A 17,440-nucleotide genomic window follows, 5' to 3' on the forward strand; every position below is an offset into this window, starting at 1 on the left:
CCTAGCCGACGCGCTCTTTGCGGCCCAGGATGCCCTGGGGCCTGACGAGCAGAATGATGATCATGAGCACGAGCGGGGCGACGAATTTGAGGTTCTCAGGGATCCACAGTGTCGACAGGTTCATGATGAGGCCGATGACCACGGCTCCGACGAGGGCTCCGTAGGCCGAGCCCAGGCCACCGAGAGTGATCGCCGCGAAGATGAGCAGCAGGATCGAGGCGCCGGTGTCCCAGCGCAGCGACTGGTAGTACCCCACGTAGACGCCGGCGAGGGCGGCCAGGGCTCCCGAGCCGACCCAGACGACGCGGATGACCCGCTCGACGTTGATGCCCGAAGCGGATGCGAGGGCCCGGTTGTCGGATACGGCGCGCATGGCCTTGCCGATCTTGGTCTTCGTGAGCACGAGGGCCACACCGAGGATGACGACGATGGCGATGATCGCTCCGGCGACGTCGGTGAACTTGAGGCTCACCGAGCCGATCACGAGGAACGGCTTGGTGCTGTTGGGCAGCGTGAGCCGGTCGGGTCCGAAGAGGAGCACGAAGACGTAGCGCAGAGCGAGCGAGAGGCCGATGGTGACGATCATCATCGGGATCAGGCCCAGGCCGCGCTTGCGCAGGGGGCGCCAGATTCCGGCATCCTGCGCCCACCCGAACAGGCCGCCCAGCACCATCGCCGCGGGAATCGCGATGACGGCGGGGAGCCCGATGATTCCGGAGAACAGGTAGGCCATCAGGGCACCGAACGTCACCAGCTCGCCGTGGGCGAAGTTGTTCAGGCCTGTCGTTCCGTAGATAAGAGAGGCGCCGATCGCCGCGAGGGCGATGAGCAGGCCGAAGATGAGGCCCGTGACCAGCTGGGGCCAGAACCGCAGCCAGAAGGTGTCGGCCGTGACCGGCGCGGTCGTGGTCGTCGTTCCGGCCTCGCCGTCTGCGCCGGGCGTCGGCGTGGATGTCGCCGTGTCGGAGGGAGCAGCGACGGCTCCCTTCGCGTTGTCGGGAGACAGGAAGAAGATCGCGGGCACCTCTGTATTGCCGGCGAACACCTCGACCTCTGCGGGGTTGCTCGACGGACGCGGGTAGCCGGTCTCGACCGGAAGTGCGTCTTCGTCGATCGTCACCGTATAGGTGCCGGGCTCGCTCACGGGGATGACGGCCTTTCCGTCTTCGCCGGTGACCGCCGTCTCCGTGCCGCCGTCGCCCTCGACCGTTATGGAAACGTTTGCGACGCCGACTTTGTCGGCATCGGAGCGTACCCAGGCGAGGATCGACTGCTCGGTCGTGGTGGACGTGGAAACGGTCGTCTCAGCAGCTGATGCGCCGAGGGCGGATCCTCCGAGGACGACGGATAGACAGAGAACGACCGACGCGATGAGCATCGCGATCAATCGAGCCGACTGCCCGGGTCTTATGCCAGCGAGCAAGGGTGCACCTCCTGTGGGAAGCACGGGCGGACCCGGGCTCCGTTATCTATGGTCGAGCGACGTTGCTAGAACATAGCGCCCCATTGTTGCCTCCATGTTTCGACACGGAAAGGAATGCCTGCGACGCGCAGGTACTTTCTTACACCGGAATAACGCGCGCACCTAACCGTTACTCTTGGGGAGAGAAAATTTCTACTATGCGAGGTGTCATTTGGACCAGGCGGATCCCTTCGGTTTTATCGGACTGACGTACGACGATGTGATGCTCCTGCCGGGTCACACAGACGTGATTCCGAGCGAGGCCGACACCTCATCGAGGCTGACCCGCCGCATCGACGTAGCCACCCCTCTTCTCAGTGCCGCCATGGACACGGTGACCGAGTCCCGCATGGCCGTGGCCATGGCCCGCCAGGGCGGCATCGGCATCCTGCATCGCAATCTCTCGATCGCCGACCAGGCGAGCCAGGTCGACCTGGTCAAGCGCAGCGAGTCGGGCATGGTCACCGATCCGGTCACCACCACGGCCGACGCGACCGTCGCCGAGGTCGATGCGCTCTGCGGCCACTTCCGCGTCTCCGGCCTCCCCGTCGTCGACCAGGCCGGTGTGCTGGTGGGCATCATCACCAATCGCGACATGCGCTTCGTCTCGCCGTTCGAGAAGGCCACCACGCTCGTTCGCGACGTGATGACCAAGGCCCCTCTCATCACCGGCCGCCAGGGCATCGACCCCGACGACGCCATCGCGATCTTCGCCCAGCACAAGATCGAGAAGCTCCCTATCGTCGACGAGCAGGGCCGTCTCACGGGCCTCATCACGGTGAAGGACTTCGACAAGAGCGAGAAGTACCCCCTCGCCACCAAGGACTCGGCCGGTCGCCTGCGCGTCGGCGCCGCCATCGGATTCTTCGGCGACGCCTGGCAGCGGGCCACGAGCCTTCTCGAGGCCGGCGTCGACGTGATCGTGGTCGACACGGCCAACGGCGACAGCGCCGGCGTGCTCGACATCATCCGCCGTCTGAAGCGCGACAGCGCCTTCGAGGGCGTCGACGTCATCGGCGGCAACGTCGCCACCCGCTCGGGCGCGCAGGCGCTGGTGGATGCCGGTGCCGACGCCATCAAGGTCGGTGTCGGTCCCGGGTCGATCTGCACGACCCGCGTCGTCGCCGGCGTGGGCGTGCCCCAGGTGACGGCCGTCTACGAGGCGTCGCTCGCGGCCAAGCCGCACGGCATCCCGGTGATCGCCGACGGCGGCCTGCAGTACTCGGGAGACATCGCCAAGGCCCTCGTCGCCGGTGCCGACACCGTGATGCTCGGCTCCCTGCTCGCCGGATGCGACGAGAGCCCGGGAGATCTGGTCTTCGTCAACGGCAAGCAGTACAAGAACTACCGCGGCATGGGCTCCCTCGGAGCGCTGCAGACGCGCGGCGAGAAGACCTCGTACTCGAAGGACCGCTACTTCCAGTCCGACGTGCCGAGCGACGACAAGCTCATCGCCGAAGGCATCGAGGGCCAGGTGCCCTACCGTGGCCCGCTGGCGAGCGTCGCGTACCAGCTGGCCGGCGGCCTTCGCCAGTCGATGTTCTACACGGGAGCGCGCACCATTCCCGAGCTCAAGGAGAAGGGCCGTTTCGTGCGCATCACCGCCGCGGGCCTCAAGGAGTCGCACCCCCACGACGTGCAGATGGTCGTCGAGGCGCCGAACTACCGCCGCTAGACGACGCCTACGGGCGGAACGAGTGACCGGTAGGGTTGTCGGGTGAGTATGGATATCGAAATCGGCCGCAACAAGCGAGGCCGTCGCGTCTACGCATTCGACGACATCGCGGTTGTGCCCTCGAGGCGCACGCGTGACCCGCAGGACGTGTCGATCAACTGGACGATCGACGCCTATCACTTCGGCATGCCCGTGCTGGCGGCGCCCATGGACTCCGTGGTCTCGCCGGCCACGGCCATCCGTATGGGGCAGCTCGGCGGACTCGGCGTTCTCGACCTCGAGGGCGTCTGGACGCGCTACGAGAACCCGGAGCCGATCCTCGAGGAGATCCGCACGGTCGATGCCGCGTCGGCGACGGCGCGCATGCGTGAGATCTACGCAGAGCCCATCAAGCCCGAACTCGTCACCGCACGCCTCGCGGAGATCCGCGCTGCGGGCGTCACCGTGGCCGCGGCCCTGTCGCCGCAGCGCACGCAGGAGCTGTACGAGACGGTGGTCGCCGCTGGAGTCGACCTGTTCGTGATCCGCGGCACGACCGTGTCGGCCGAGCACGTCTCCAAGAGCACCGAGCCGCTGAACCTCAAGAAGTTCATCTACGAGCTCGACGTCCCCGTCATCGTCGGAGGCGCCGCGACCTACACGGCCGCCCTGCACCTCATGCGCACGGGCGCGGCCGGAGTGCTCGTCGGTTTCGGCGGGGGAGCCGCCTCGACCACCCGCGCGACCCTCGGCATCCACGCACCCATGGCCACGGCTGTCGCCGATGTCGCCGGCGCACGCCGCGACTACATGGACGAGTCGGGCGGGCGCTACGTGCACGTCATCGCCGACGGCGGCCTCGGCACATCCGGCGACATCGTGAAGGCCATCTCGGTCGGCGCCGACGCTGTGATGCTCGGCACCGCGCTGGCTCGGGCCACCGACGCACCCGGCGGCGGATACCACTGGGGCAGCGAGGCTCACCACACGCAGCTTCCCCGCGGCAACCGCGTGCATGTCGGCCAGGTCGCGCCGCTCGAGGAGATCCTCAACGGCCCGTCGCCCGTCGCAGACGGAACGGCCAACCTCATGGGAGCGCTTCGACGCTCGATGGCGACCACGGGGTACTCCGACCTCAAGGAATTCCAGCGCATCGACGTCGTCGTGGCCCCGTACCTGACCCACTAGTCATCGCCTCCGGGTCGCTGTTTATCAACCCGTCCCGGGTACACTGAGGCCACCGATTCTCTATGACGAGGAGGCCTGAAAATGGTTGAAGCGAACAGTGTGTCCAGGTCTACGAAGCTGGGCCCCGAAGAGCGTGAAGCCGCGATCGAGGCGCTGAAGACCAAAGAACTCGACATCCTGGTCGTGGGCGGAGGCATCGTCGGCGCAGGCGCAGCACTCGATGCGGCTACCCGAGGGCTCCGCGTCGGAATCGTCGAGGCCCGCGACTGGTCGAGCGGAACGAGTTCGCGCTCGTCGAAGCTGGTGCACGGCGGCGTCCGCTACCTCGAGCAGCTCAACTTCCGCCTCGTCCGCGAGGCCCTGATCGAGCGCGGCCTCCTGCTGCAGCGCATCGCCCCGCACCTCGTCAAGCCGGTGCGCTTCCTCATCCCGCTCAAGCGGCGCTTCATCGACCGGTTCTACATCGGCGCCGGCATGGTGCTGTACGACCTCTTCTCCTACACCGGAGGCCGCCCGCCCGGCGTTCCCCACCACCGTCACTTGACCCGCGGCCAGGTGCAGCGCGCGATCCCGAGCATGGCCCACGACGCGCTCATCGGCGGCATCACGTACTACGACGCGCAGGTCGACGACGCGCGCTACGGCGCATCCGTCGTGCGCACCGCGTCGTTCTACGGAGCCCACGCTGCGAGCCGGGTGCGCGTCGAGGGATTCATCAAGGTCGGCCAGCGGGTCGTCGGCGTTCACGCCCACGACCTGCAGACCGGTGAGAAGTTCGAGATCCGCGCGAAGCAGGTCGTGAACGCCACGGGCGTCTGGACCGACGACACCCAGGCCATGGTCGGCGAACGCGGACAGTTCAAGGTGCGGGCGTCGAAGGGCATCCACCTGGTCGTGCCGCGCGACCGGTTCCAGTCCTCCATGGGCCTGCTCCTGCGCACCGAGAAGAGCGTGCTCTTCGTCATCCCGTGGGGCCGGCACTGGCTCGTGGGAACCACGGACACCGACTGGCACCTCGACAAGGCTCACCCCGCCGCGACCGCGGCCGACATCGACTATGTGCTCGAGCACGTCAACACGGTGCTGAACGTGCCCCTCACCCGCGACGACGTCGAGGGCGTCTACGCGGGCCTTCGTCCGCTGCTCGCCGGAGAGAGCGACCAGACGTCGAAGCTGTCGCGCGAGCACCTCGTCGCTCACTCGGTTCCCGGTCTCGTCGTGATCGCGGGCGGCAAGTGGACCACCTACCGGGTCATGGCCAAAGACGCCATCGATGCGGCGGTCTCGGCTCTCGACGGCAAGATCGCCGGCAGCGTCACCGAAGACATCGCCCTGCTCGGCGCCGAGGGCTATCAGGCTGCGTGGAACAAGCGCAGCAAGATCGCCCGCAGGTTCGGCGTGCACACCGTGCGCATCGAGCACCTGCTCAATCGCTTCGGAACCCTGACCGACGAACTGCTCGATCTGATCTCGGCCAACCCGGAGCTCGCCGAACCCCTGCCCGGGGCCGACGACTACCTCGCGGCAGAGGTCGTCTACGCCGCCAGCCATGAGGGAGCCCTGCACCTCGAAGACGTGCTGGCCCGCCGCACGCGCATCTCGATCGAGGCGTGGGACAGGGGGGTCTCCGCGGCTCCCGTCGCGGCGCGCCTCATGGCCGGCGTGCTCGGCTGGGACGAGGCCCGGATCGAGCGGGAGGTCGCGAACTACCTGCGTCGAGTGGCGGCTGAGCGTGCGAGCCAGGAGCAGCCCGACGACGAATCGGCCGATCGCATCCGGCTCGAGGCGCCCGACATCGCGGCGCAGGCGTAGGCGCCCTTCGACAGGCTCAGAGAACGGACGTCCCCGTTCCCCGCGCGGGTAGAATGGAGTCTTACGCCCGCCCGATGCAGATACCCGAGGAGTTCAGTCATGGTCGATGTCCGACGGGTCAAGCTTCCCGGGGTGGGGGTGCTGCACACCTTCATCACCGCCGACGGCGGCAAGGTCGGAGTCATCGCCCATCGATCGGGGCACAGCGACCTCATCACGTTCTCCGATGAAGACAACACCTCCGATGCGGCCAAGGTCTCCCTGCGCCTGAGCGAAGACGAGGCCCGCACGCTCGCAGAGCTGCTCGGCGGCACCCAGATCACCGAGTCGCTCACGGCCCTCGACCAGATCCCCGGACTGAGCATCGACTGGTTCACTGTCGACTACGAGGACCACATCGCCGGGCAGCCGCTCGGCAACACGGCCGAGCGCGACATCGTGGGACTCACCGTCGTGGCCGTCGTGCGCGGGGAGTCGGCGAACCCGGCTCCCGCACCCGACTTCAAGGTGTTCCCCGGAGACACGCTCGTCGTGGCCGGGTCTCCCGAGAAGGTCGCGAAGGCCTTCAACTTCTTCCGTACGGGCGAGATGCGCGCCAAGACCGGCGCCGTCGACGGTTCCGCCGGGCGTTAGGCGATGCACTTCGGCCCCGATCTCCTCATCCTGGGCGCCCTGTTCGTCATCGCATACGTCCTGGGCAGGCTCGGCAAGACCATCGGCCTGCCCGCGATCCCGATCTACATGGCTGTCGGTCTGCTGGCGAGCCCCAACTTCCACTTCTTCCCGCTCGAATTCGTGCACACCGAGTACATCGAGCTCATGGCCGTGTTCGGGCTCGTGCTGCTGCTGTTCAACCTGGGGCTCGAGTTCGATCAGGACGAATTCTTCTCGAACGCCGGAAAGCTGATCATCTCGGGCGGATCGTACATCGCCCTGAACATGGGCGCCGGGTTCGCCTTCGGCTTCATGCTCGGCTGGGGAACGCGCGAGGCGCTCATCGTCGCGGGCATCACCGCCACCAGCTCGAGCGCCATCGTCACGAAGCTCCTCATCGAGCTCAAGCGCCTGGCCAATCCCGAGACACCCATGATCCTCGGCGTCACCGTCGTCGAAGACATCTTCATCGCCATCTACCTGGCGATCGTGTCGGTCGTCCTGTCGGGCGAGACCGAGATCTGGCCCGTCGTCGGCAAGCTCGCCGTCGCGTTCCTCTTCCTCATCGTGATGTTCTCGGTGGCCCGCTGGGGCGGGCGCTTCGTGTCGCGGCTGTTCCGCACCAAAGACGACGAGCTCTTCACGATCCTGTTCTTCGGCCTGGCCATCATGTTCGGCGGCATCGGCGAGATCCTGGGCGTGACGGATGCGATCGGCGCGTTCCTGATCGGCCTCGTCTTGGGCGCCACCCGGTACCGCAACCGCATCGAGCAGATCGCCATCCCGCTGCGCGACGTGTTCGGCGCCTTCTTCTTCCTCAACTTCGGCCTGGGGCTCGACCCCACGAAGTTCGCACCCGTGATCCTGCCGGTGCTCGGGGCCGTGCTGATGACCGTCGTTCTGAACGCCGGTGCGGGTCAGTTCGTGGCCTGGCTCAACAAGCTCGGTCCCCGGGCCGGCATCAACGCGAGCGTGATCCTGCAGAACAGGGGCGAGTTCGCGCTCATTCTCGCGACCCTGTCGTTGTCTGCGGGGCTCGACGAACGCATCCAGCCCTTCGCCGGACTCTATGTTCTGATCATGGCGATCATGGGCCCGATCCTCGCCGCGAACTCCGAGAGGATCGCGAACGTGATCCTGCGCCCGACGCGAGCGGCGAAGGCGGCCGATGCGCAGAAGCATCGCGATCCGCTCCTCGACGAGGGGATCGCGCTCGTCGCCGCGGCGACGGCGGGTCAAGACGTCTCGCTTCCCCGCGCCGACGACGACTCGGAGCCGACGCTCAGCACGACTCCGCGCGCCGAGACGGCTCAGCAGGAGTCGGATGCGGGCGATGTCGATGCCCTCGTCGAGCAGGCCATGCGCCAGTCCGACGACTTCGGGGTTCGAGAGAGAGACAGCGAATATTGACCCTCTTCAGTGTGATGCGGCGGCCGAGATGGATCGCCGCCCTCGTGCTCGCCCTGGCGATCGCGGCGATCTTCGCGGGCCTCGGGCAGTGGCAGCTCGAGCGGGCCGTCTCCAGCGGACAGGTCGATGACCGACCCACCGAGACGGTGCAGCCGCTGACGTCGGTCGCGTCGCCGCAGCAGCCCGTGCTCGCCGTCGAGGCTGCGCAGCGCGTCTCCACCTCGGGGACCTTCGAGCCCGCCGACTACGGCATCCTGGCCGACCGACTGAACGGCGGCCGCTCCGGATACTGGGTCGTCGGGCATCTGGCGGTCGACGAGCCCGGAGCGCCCGCCCTGGCGGTCGCTCTGGGCTGGGCGCCCGACCGCGACACCGCGGTCGCCGCGCGCGACGCCCTTGCGGCCCAGCCCCGCGCATCCAGCCCCGAGGAGGTCGACGGGCGCTACGTCGACCCCGACGCACCCAATGTCGACGACGCCGAGAAGAGCGAGGGCGGCCGATACGACCTCACCACCATGAGTCCCGCCGCGTTCGTGAACATCTGGACGGCGCTGTCCGCCTCGACCGACGTCTACGGCGGCTACGTCATCTCCAGCACGGCTCCCAACGGCCTCGACGTGATCGACGCCCCCGAGCCCGATCGCTCCGTCGAACTCAACTGGCTCAACATCTTCTACGCGGCCGAATGGGTGATCTTCGCGGGCTTCGCGGTCTTCCTCTGGTACCGCCTCGCACGCGACGCATGGGAGCGCGAGAAGGAGGAGCTCGAGGAGAGCGAGGCCGACGGACGCGCCCGGAGCCTCGCCGAGCACGGAATACACTAGACGCATGGCCCTCGAACCCAAACCCCGCGACTTTCCGCGCATTCGAAGCGCGGTCAAGCTCTACCGGGTCTCCTCGATCATCACCGGTGTGATGCTGCTGCTCCTCTGCCTCGAGGTCGTGCTCAAGTACGTTCCCGCGTTCGGTGTCGAGCTCGAACTGGGCGGACCGCAGGGCTTCCTGGCGCTGGTGCCGGAGGGCACCGTCACGGCGGTCAACCTGTCCACCGGCATCCTCATCGCCCACGGCTGGTTCTACGTGCTCTACCTGTTCGCCGACTTCCAGCTCTGGAGCCGGATGCGCTGGCCGTTCTGGAAGTTCGTGCTCATCGCGCTCGGCGGAATCGTGCCGCTGCTCTCCTTCTTCCTCGAGGTGCGAATCGCCCGCGAAGTGAAGTCCTATCTGGCCGGCCGTGAGGCCGAGCTGTCCGCATCCGCCCCCGTGGAGGTCACCCATTAGCACGCCCAGCCCCGACAGCCAGTCCCGGCCCGTCCTCGTCGTCGACTTCGGCGCCCAGTACGCGCAGCTCATCGCCAGACGAGTGCGCGAGGCCAGCGTCTACTCGGAGATCGTCCCCTCGTCGATCACCGCCGAAGAGGTCGCCGCCAAGTCTCCGGTGGGCATCGTGCTCTCCGGCGGGCCGTCGAGCGTGTACGAGCCCGGGTCTCCCGAGCTCGATCCGGCGATCTTCGACCTCGGCGTTCCCGTCTTCGGAATCTGCTACGGATTCCAGGTCATGGCACGCGCCCTGGGCGGCGAGGTCGCCAACACGGGCCTCCGCGAGTACGGGTCGACCGACATGGCGATCGCGGGCGAGGGCGGTTCGCTGCTCGTCGGCCAGCCCGAATCCCAGACCGTGTGGATGAGCCACGGCGATTCCGTCTCGAAGGCGCCCGAGGGCTTCGAGGTCCTGGCCAGCACGTCGTCGACGCCGGTTGCGGCGTTCGGGTCGAAGGAGCGCCGCATGTACGGGGTGCAGTGGCACCCCGAGGTCAAGCACTCCGAGTTCGGGCAGCGCGTGATCGAGAACTTCCTGCACGACACGGCAGGCATCCCCGCCGACTGGACCAGCAGCAACGTCATCACCGACCAGGTCGCCCTGATCCGCGAACAGGTCGGCGACGGCAAGGTCATCTGCGGACTGTCGGGAGGAGTCGACTCCGCCGTGGCCGCCGCGATCGTGCACGAGGCGGTCGGAGACCAGCTCACCTGCGTGTTCGTCGACCACGGCCTCCTGCGCCAGGGTGAGCGCGAACAGGTCGAGGTCGACTACGTCGCCTCCACCGGTGTGCGCCTCGTCACCATCGATGCCCGTGAGCAGTTCATGGATGCCCTCGCCGGGGTCACCGACCCCGAGCAGAAGCGCAAGATCATCGGCCGCGAGTTCATCCGCAGCTTCGAGGCCGCCGCAGAGGCGCTCGTGCTGGAGGCCGCCGCCACCGACGGCGAGCCCGTCAAGTTCCTCGTGCAGGGCACCCTCTACCCCGACGTCGTCGAGTCGGGCGGCGGAACGGGCACGGCCAACATCAAGAGTCACCACAACGTCGGCGGCCTTCCCGAAGACCTGCAGTTCGAACTCGTCGAGCCGTTGCGAGCCCTCTTCAAAGACGAGGTGCGCGCCATCGGCCGCGAGCTCGGGCTTCCCGAAGCCATCGTGGGTCGCCAGCCGTTCCCCGGCCCCGGCCTGGGCATCCGCATCGTCGGCGAGGTCACCTGGGAGCGACTCGAACTGCTCCGCCAGGCCGACGCCATCGTGCGCGCCGAGCTCACCGCGGCCGGCCTCGACGACGAGATCTGGCAGTGCCCCGTCGTTCTGCTGGCCGACGTGCGTTCCGTCGGAGTGCAGGGAGACGGCCGCACCTACGGGCATCCGATCGTGCTGCGCCCGGTCTCGAGCGAAGACGCGATGACGGCCGACTGGACACGGTTGCCCTACGACCTGCTGGCCCGCATCTCGAACCGCATCACCAACGAGGTGGCCGGCGTGAACCGCGTCGTGCTCGACGTCACGAGCAAGCCGCCGGGAACTATCGAGTGGGAGTAGTTCCCCGCTGAGCCGCACGCGGCCCGCTTCGTGGCGTCCGCCACGGGCGGCGCAGCGTGAGGCGTGCGAAGAGCCACTCCAGGGGTCCCTGCGAGAACCGGGCGCTCCACGCGGTGGCGAAGACGAGCGAGCCGACCGCCAGGCACACGAACAGGGTCCATTCGAACGCGTCGTCGTACGGCTCCGGATGCGCCGCCGCAATCAGGGCGATGACGAGAACCTGGGCGGTGTAGATCGTCAGGGGCATCGATCCGGCCGCGACGAGCGGACGCACCAGCGTGCGGCCCCAACGGCTCGTGAGGGCACCGACCCCGATGACGAGCACGCCGATCACGGCGATGGCGAGCCCACCGGAGGAGATCGCCTCCATGGTCGTGTCGGTGTGCGCCCTCACCGGATCTCCGATGGCCGCTGACACGCCGTAGCCGAGCGCCGCCACGACCGTGCCGCCGATGATCATGATGCGCTGCACAGCCGGTCGTGTCACTCCGAACCGCGCTATCGCGAGGCCGGCCAGCACGTAGGCGAGCCAGACGGGCGCGGGGTAGTACGCGTCGAGCCACGACAGGGGAACGGACACGGGGTTGTCGGGGGTCACGGGCAGGGGCCCGGTTGCGGACGTCGCGGCAGTGAGTGCACCGACCACGATCGGGCCGACCAGGGCGCAGAGCAGCGCGAGTGCTGCCAGCACCCAGCGGTTCGTGAAGAGCAGCGGAATGCAGACGAGAAAGAAGAAGCCGTAGGAGTCGAGGATGATTGCGATGTTCGTGCCCAGCAGCCAGAGCGAGAGCCCCAGGGCGATGAGCAGCAGGGCCCTGATGGCGATCGACAGCCGGATGCGCGAGCGCGGTGACCCGGGTGCACGGTCCAGCGGCGCGGGGTGATCGCCCCCGGACATCAGCCCGAGCGAGACGCCCGCGAGGGTGGCGAAGAGGATGGAGCTGCGGCCGTCGTAGAACGCGTCGCCGTCGCCGGGCAGCGTGTGCGCCGCGAGCATGCCCAGAATGGCGAGCCCGCGCGCCGCATCCAGGCCCGGGATGCGCGGAGCGCGCCGGGTGGGCACAACGACGGCGGGGCCGCCCCGAAGGACGGCCCCGCCGATGTCGTCGTGAGACACGCTAGTTGCGGAAGATCGCGATGAGGCGGAGCAGTTCGACGTAGAGCCACACGAGCGTGACGGTGAGGCCGAACGCGGCCGACCAGCCGTACTTGCGCGGGGCGCCGGTCTTGACGCCGCGCTGCACGAAGTCGAAGTCGAGAACCAGCGAGTACGCCGCGAGGATCACGGCGAAGACACCGATGATGATTCCGAAGATTCCGGCGCGGGCTCCGAACATGTTGTCTGCGGGGAAGACGCCGGCGATCATGAGCACGAAGTTCAGCAGTGAGAAGACCGCGTAGCCGACCATGGCGATCAGGAAGATCTTGGTGGCCCGCTTGGATGCGCGGATCTTGCCGTTGGCGAAGAGCGCCAGCGTGGTTCCGAAGACGGCGAGCGTGGCGAGCACGGCCTGCACGACGATGCCCTCGTACCGGGACTCGAAGAACGCCGAGATACCTCCGACGAAGAGCCCTTCGGCTGCGGCGTAGGCGATGATCAGCGCCGGCGACGGCTCGCGCTTGAAGGAGTTGACGAGGCCGAGCACAAGGCCGACAATCGCTCCGACGATGAACAGGCCGGGCACGATCCAGCCGACGACGGCGCCGGCCAGCAGCACGGCGAACAGCAGCGCGGTCTTGACGATGGTGTCGTCGTAGGTCATGCGCGAGGTGTCGGCGGGGGTCGCCGAGGGGCGCTCGTACAGGTCTTGCAGCTGTGTGCTCGACATCGTGGGCGCAGCATCGGCAGCGCCCTTTCCGTTGAAGACAGGGTTGCGTGTGAACGCGGGGTTCGCCGACGGCATGAGTTCCTCTTGTACGTAGGTGGACGGAGTTCAAATCTACCGGATTCGTGCCTGTCGAGGCCCGTCGGTTGGGCGATTTCGCAGGGTTTCGCGCAGGGCGGAGCCGCAGGAGGCTACCGTGGTGGCGTGACCCCAGCCCGCCGCCCCCTCGTGATCGGACATCGAGGCGCCCCCGGATATCGACCCGAGCACACGCGATCGTCGTACGAACTCGCCATCGCCCTGGGTGCCGATGCCGTGGAACCCGACATCGTGGCATCCCGCGACGGGGTGCTCGTGCTTCGGCACGAGAACGAGATCGGCGGCACCACCGATGTCGCATCGCGCCCCGAATTCGCCGCCTGGCGCACGACGAAGACGATCGACGGCGCGGCCCTGACCGGCTGGTTCACCGAGGACTTCACGTGGGCAGAACTGTCGACGCTGCGCGCGCGAGAGCGCCTGCCCTCGATCCGCACCTCCAGCTCGTCGTTCGACGGGCAGTCGCCGATCATGCGTCTGTCCGAGCTGCTGGAGCTGCTCGACACGGCCGGCGAGGAGACGGAGCACTCGCTCGGCCTCGTGGCGGAGATCAAGCACGCCGCGTACTTCGATTCCATCGGGCTGCCCCTCGACGAGCTGGTGGCCGACGAACTGATCCGCAGCGGCTGGAACTCGGGAGACGGGCGGCTCACGGTGGAGTCGTTCGAGAAGACGGTGCTCGACCTGCTGCGGGGTCGAGGCATCCGCTCGAAGAACGTCTTCCTCCTCGAGGCCGCGGGATCGCCGCCCGATCTGGTCGCCCGGTTCGGTTCGGATGCCGACAGCTACGCGTCGTTCCTCACTCGCGACGGCATGCGGATGCTCCGCCGTGACGTGGAGGGGATCAGCGTCGACAAGAACATGATCCGGCCCCGACCCGATGCCGACTCGACCCGGGTCTCCTCGGCGCTGGTCGACGCGGCGCATGAGGCGGGGCTCGAGATCTACTGCTGGACCCTGCGGCCGGAGAACCGGTTCCTCTCGGCCGAGTTCAGGAGGGGAGGCGGCCCTGCGGCTTTCGGCGACTGGGAGAGCGAGTTCGCGCTGATCCTGGCGACGGGGGTCGACGGGGTGTTCGCCGATCAGGCCGATCTCGCGGTCGCCGCGCGCGAGGCGGTGTTCCCCGCGCGGGGAACTGTCGGAGGTTCGGCTTAAACTGGAGGGGACATGACAAGCCTCTTCGACCTTCCCTCGACCGATCCGGGCGCGCAGAGCCTGAAGCCCGTCATTCTCGACGGGCAGGGGTCGGGCAACGCCAGCAACGACCTTCTCGACGGGCTGAATCCCGAGCAGCGCGAGGCCGTCGAATACCGCGGGCCGGCGCTGCTCATCGTGGCCGGCGCCGGTTCGGGCAAGACCCGTGTGCTCACCCATCGCGTGGCCAGCCTGATCGAGAGCCGCGAGGCGTGGCCGAGCCAGATCCTGGCCATCACGTTCACGAACAAGGCCGCGGCCGAGATGCGCGAGCGAGTCGAGGCCCTCCTGGGCCAGGCGTCGCAGGGCATGTGGATCTCGACCTTCCACTCCGCGTGCGTGCGCATCCTGCGCCGCGAGGCCGAGAACTTCGGCTTCACCAAGAGCTTCACGATCTACGATTCCGCCGACAGCCGTGTCCTCATCAAGCGCATCATCAAAGAGCTGCAGGCCGATACCTTCGGCTTCACGGTCGGTTCGGTGTCGGCCAAGATCTCGAAGCTCAAGAACGAACTCGCCGACGTAGAGAGCTACGCCCGCACGGCGAACTTCGCCGATCCACAGGAGGCGCTCTTCGTCGAGATCTTCCGGCAGTACACCCGCAGCCTGCAGGCGGCCAACGCGTTCGACTTCGACGACCTGATCAGCCAGACGGTGTTCCTGTTCCGCGCCTTCCCGCAGGTGGCCGAGCAGTACCGGCGCCGGTTCCGTCACATCCTCGTCGACGAGTACCAAGACACGAACCACGCGCAGTATTCGCTCATCCACGAGCTCACCCTGTCGCCGGGCTCCGTCGACCCCGGCCAGCCGCCCGTGCCCGGCGCCTCCCTCACTGTGGTCGGCGACTCCGACCAGTCGATCTACGCGTTCCGCGGGGCCGACATCCGCAACATCGTCGAGTTCGAGCGAGACTACCCCGGCGCCAAGGTCGTGCTCCTCGAACAGAACTACCGCTCCACCCAGAACATCCTGTCCGCGGCCAACGCGGTGATCTCGAACAACTTCGATCGCAAAGACAAGAAACTCTGGACGGCCATCGGCGACGGCGACAGGATCCTCGGCTACACGGGCTACTCCGGTCACGACGAGGCGCAGTTCATCGCCGACGAGATCGCCAAGCTGCACGACGCCGGAACGGCCTACAAAGACATCGCGGTGTTCTACCGCACCAACGCCCAGACGCGAGCGCTCGAAGAGATCTTCATCAGGTCGGCTCTGCCCTACCGCGTTCTCGGGGGCACCAAGTTCTACGAGCGCGCCGAGATCAAAGACGTGATGGCCTACCTGATCTCGGTCGCCAACCCGCAGGATGCGCTCGCACTGCGGCGCATCCTGAACAGCCCGAAGCGCGGAATCGGCCCCGCGACCGAGACCCAGCTGGCCAGCTTCGCCGAGGCGAACGAGATCACCTACCGCGAAGCGATGCGCCAGGCGGCCTCGCTCGGCCTGGGGCCCAAGGTCACGACGGCGATCCTGCAGCTGGCAGGCCTGCTCGATGAGGCATCTGCTCTGATCGAACCCGACCGGGAGCAGGGACCGGCGTCTGTGTTCGACGTACTGGCGCTTCTGCTCGAGAAGAGCGGGTACCTCACGGCGCTGCGTGCCAAACGCGATCCTCAAGACGAGGCCCGTGCCGAGAACGTCGAGGAGCTCCTGGCGGTGACCAAGGAGTTCGGAAAGAACAACCCCGACGGCGGGCTCGTCGACTTCCTCACCGAGGTCTCGCTGGTGGCCGCCGTCGACGACCTCGACGACTCCAGCGGCACGGTCTCGCTGATGACGCTGCACACGGCGAAGGGCCTCGAATTCGAAGCCGTCTTCCTCACCGGAATCGAGGAGGACCTGCTGCCGCACCGCATGTCGGCCAACGAACCGGGCGGCCCCGCCGAAGAGCGTCGGCTGTTCTATGTGGGCATCACGCGTGCGCGCAAGCGTCTCTACCTCTCGCTCGCCATGACCCGCGCGCAGTACGGCGAGACCGCTGTGGCCATGCCCAGCCGCTATCTCCAGGAGATCCCCGCCGAGCTCATCGAATGGGTGCAGTCGCCCGGTATGGCCACATCGAGGGGCGGAACCCAGCCGCGCGCGCTCAACGCGAACCGCTCGTCGCGCCAGGGCTGGGGATCGTCGGATTCCGGCGGATCGAGCGACTTCCCTGCTCTTCCTCCGCGGCCGAAGGCGGAGTGGGCCAACACGATCACCAACAAGGTGCGCGACAACGGCGACCTCGAACTCGCCGCCGGGGATCGCATCCGGCACAGTGATTTCGGCGAGGGCCGGGTGAACCAGGTCACGGGCGAGGGCACGAAGCGAGTGGCTCACGTGATGTTCGAGAAGGCGGGCGCCAAGAAGCTGCTCATCAAGATCGCCCCGATCGAAAAGATTTAGGGCAGAGAAGACCCAGCGCAGAGAAGATTCAGCGCAGAGAAGATCTAGCCGGGCACACCGCGGAGCGCGCGATCGCGGGCGAGGTGGCGCAGCGCGCGCGGCAGGCGGGGATACACCAGGCGCGTGATCGTGATCAGGCCGGTGAAGAGGCGGCGTCGCGTCGGCGTCCACGGCAGGTCGAAGGCCTCGCGAACAGCGGGCGGAAGGAGCCCTGCGGTAGCGAGCCGGGCAACGGGCATGGCCGCCCTCAGCCAGAGGGACCCCACGGCCGGATGGAGCAGCGCCTGGGCGACCCGCCGGGTCGACGCATTCGTGGTCAGCGAATCGAGCTCATGCGACCAGTACTCGCGGAACGCCGCCCGGTCGGCGGGCCAGAGCTCGCGGGGCACCTGGAGCGCCGTGCCGAGAACGGCGTAGTCCTGGTAGATCTGCTCGGCGGATCGCTCGTCGAGCGGGCCGTAGATGCGCTCGTACATGTCGATCGCCGAGTCGTACAGGGTGGCCGCGACCCACAGCTGGAGTTGCGGGTCGAAGGCCGAATAGGAGGGGCTGCCATCGGTCGGCGCCGAGCGCACGGGCGCGTGCGCGCGGGACACGGACCGCACGACGGACTGCAGCTGGGCCGGGCTGCCGTAGACGACCGTGTAGACGTACTGCAGGGTGCGCACCAGACGGTCGAGGGGTCGCGACGCGAAGTCGCTGTGCTCGGCGACCCCTCGACCGACGCCCGGATTCGCGAGTTGGAGCAGGATGGCTCGGCCGCCGGCCGCGACGAGCACCGACTCCGCTGCGATGTCGCCGATGCGCAGCAGGGCCGGGCCGCCTGGGTCTTCGGTTGCGGCCACGGGGTACCTCTCGCTCGTCGGGTGCGGCGCGGGATGTGAGAG

General features: G+C 67.7%; 14 protein-coding genes. 10 read left to right on the top strand and 4 right to left on the bottom strand.

The genetic code is table 11. The features are described 5' to 3' along the window. Position 1: 1 nt before the first annotated feature. Positions 2–1,378 carry a branched-chain amino acid ABC transporter permease gene (locus tag ASF51_RS08095; RefSeq protein WP_082479627.1) on the bottom strand — a complete coding sequence of 459 codons (1,377 nt, stop codon included), beginning with the start codon at positions 1,376–1,378 and terminating at the stop codon, positions 2–4. A 256-nt stretch (positions 1,379–1,634) separates the two neighbouring features. Here ASF51_RS08095 and guaB point away from each other — a divergent pair, with 256 nt between their 5' ends. From guaB to guaA, 8 genes are all read left to right on the top strand, one after another. Beyond that, positions 1,635–3,137, top strand: a complete 1,503-nt coding sequence (gene guaB / locus ASF51_RS08100; protein WP_055927228.1) for an IMP dehydrogenase — start codon at positions 1,635–1,637, stop codon at positions 3,135–3,137. Positions 3,138–3,185: 48 nt separating this feature from the next. After that, the gene (locus tag ASF51_RS08105; RefSeq protein WP_055927232.1) at positions 3,186–4,304 is read left to right on the top strand and encodes a GuaB3 family IMP dehydrogenase-related protein; all 1,119 of its coding nucleotides are present in this window, start codon (positions 3,186–3,188) and stop codon (positions 4,302–4,304) included. An 81-nt stretch (positions 4,305–4,385) separates the two neighbouring features. Further along, entirely contained in the window at positions 4,386–6,116 is a 1,731-nt protein-coding gene (locus ASF51_RS08110; protein WP_055927234.1) for a glycerol-3-phosphate dehydrogenase/oxidase, read from the top strand. 99 nt (positions 6,117–6,215) lie between these two features. After that, the gene (locus tag ASF51_RS08115) at positions 6,216–6,749 is read left to right on the top strand and encodes a cation:proton antiporter regulatory subunit (RefSeq protein WP_055927237.1); all 534 of its coding nucleotides are present in this window, start codon (positions 6,216–6,218) and stop codon (positions 6,747–6,749) included. Between the two features lie 3 nt (positions 6,750–6,752). Further along, entirely contained in the window at positions 6,753–8,180 is a 1,428-nt protein-coding gene (locus ASF51_RS08120; protein ID WP_055927240.1) for a cation:proton antiporter, read from the top strand. After that, positions 8,177–9,004, top strand: coding sequence for an SURF1 family cytochrome oxidase biogenesis protein (locus tag ASF51_RS08125; RefSeq protein ID WP_235497165.1), 828 nt, complete (start codon positions 8,177–8,179; stop codon positions 9,002–9,004). The genes ASF51_RS08120 and ASF51_RS08125 overlap by 4 nt, the downstream gene beginning before the upstream one ends. Before the next feature lie 4 nt (positions 9,005–9,008). Then, positions 9,009–9,461, top strand: a complete 453-nt coding sequence (locus tag ASF51_RS08130) for a DUF3817 domain-containing protein (protein WP_055927243.1) — start codon at positions 9,009–9,011, stop codon at positions 9,459–9,461. After that, a complete protein-coding gene (gene guaA / locus ASF51_RS08135; protein WP_055928153.1) occupies positions 9,457–11,046 on the top strand; it encodes a glutamine-hydrolyzing GMP synthase in 1,590 nt (529 codons plus the stop codon). Before ASF51_RS08130 ends, guaA begins: the two co-directional genes overlap by 5 nt. Here the strand turns inward: guaA and ASF51_RS08140 are convergent. Beyond that, positions 11,030–12,163, bottom strand: coding sequence for a DUF418 domain-containing protein (locus tag ASF51_RS08140; RefSeq protein WP_055927245.1), 1,134 nt, complete (start codon positions 12,161–12,163; stop codon positions 11,030–11,032). The two genes, guaA and ASF51_RS08140, sit on opposite strands and share 17 nt — an antisense overlap. Before the next feature lies 1 nt (position 12,164). Then, positions 12,165–12,950 carry a Bax inhibitor-1/YccA family protein gene (locus ASF51_RS08145; protein ID WP_055927248.1) on the bottom strand — a complete coding sequence of 262 codons (786 nt, stop codon included), beginning with the start codon at positions 12,948–12,950 and terminating at the stop codon, positions 12,165–12,167. Between the two features lie 126 nt (positions 12,951–13,076). Between ASF51_RS08145 and ASF51_RS08150 the strand changes: the two genes are divergently transcribed. After that, the gene (locus tag ASF51_RS08150; protein WP_055927251.1) at positions 13,077–14,126 is read left to right on the top strand and encodes a glycerophosphodiester phosphodiesterase family protein; all 1,050 of its coding nucleotides are present in this window, start codon (positions 13,077–13,079) and stop codon (positions 14,124–14,126) included. Between the two features lie 12 nt (positions 14,127–14,138). Next, on the top strand, positions 14,139–16,553 hold the full coding sequence (locus ASF51_RS08155; protein ID WP_055927254.1) for an ATP-dependent helicase: 2,415 nt from the start codon (positions 14,139–14,141) through the stop codon (positions 16,551–16,553). 44 nt (positions 16,554–16,597) lie between these two features. On the opposite strand, the gene ASF51_RS08160 is transcribed toward ASF51_RS08155, so the two are convergent. Beyond that, complete coding sequence (locus tag ASF51_RS08160; RefSeq protein ID WP_235497166.1) at positions 16,598–17,398, bottom strand: oxygenase MpaB family protein; 801 nt, start codon at positions 17,396–17,398, stop codon at positions 16,598–16,600. Between the last annotated feature and the right edge of the window lie 42 nt (positions 17,399–17,440).

The sequence above is a fragment of the Agreia sp. Leaf283 genome, from assembly GCF_001422485.1.
Classification (GTDB): Bacteria; Actinomycetota; Actinomycetes; order Actinomycetales; family Microbacteriaceae; genus Agreia.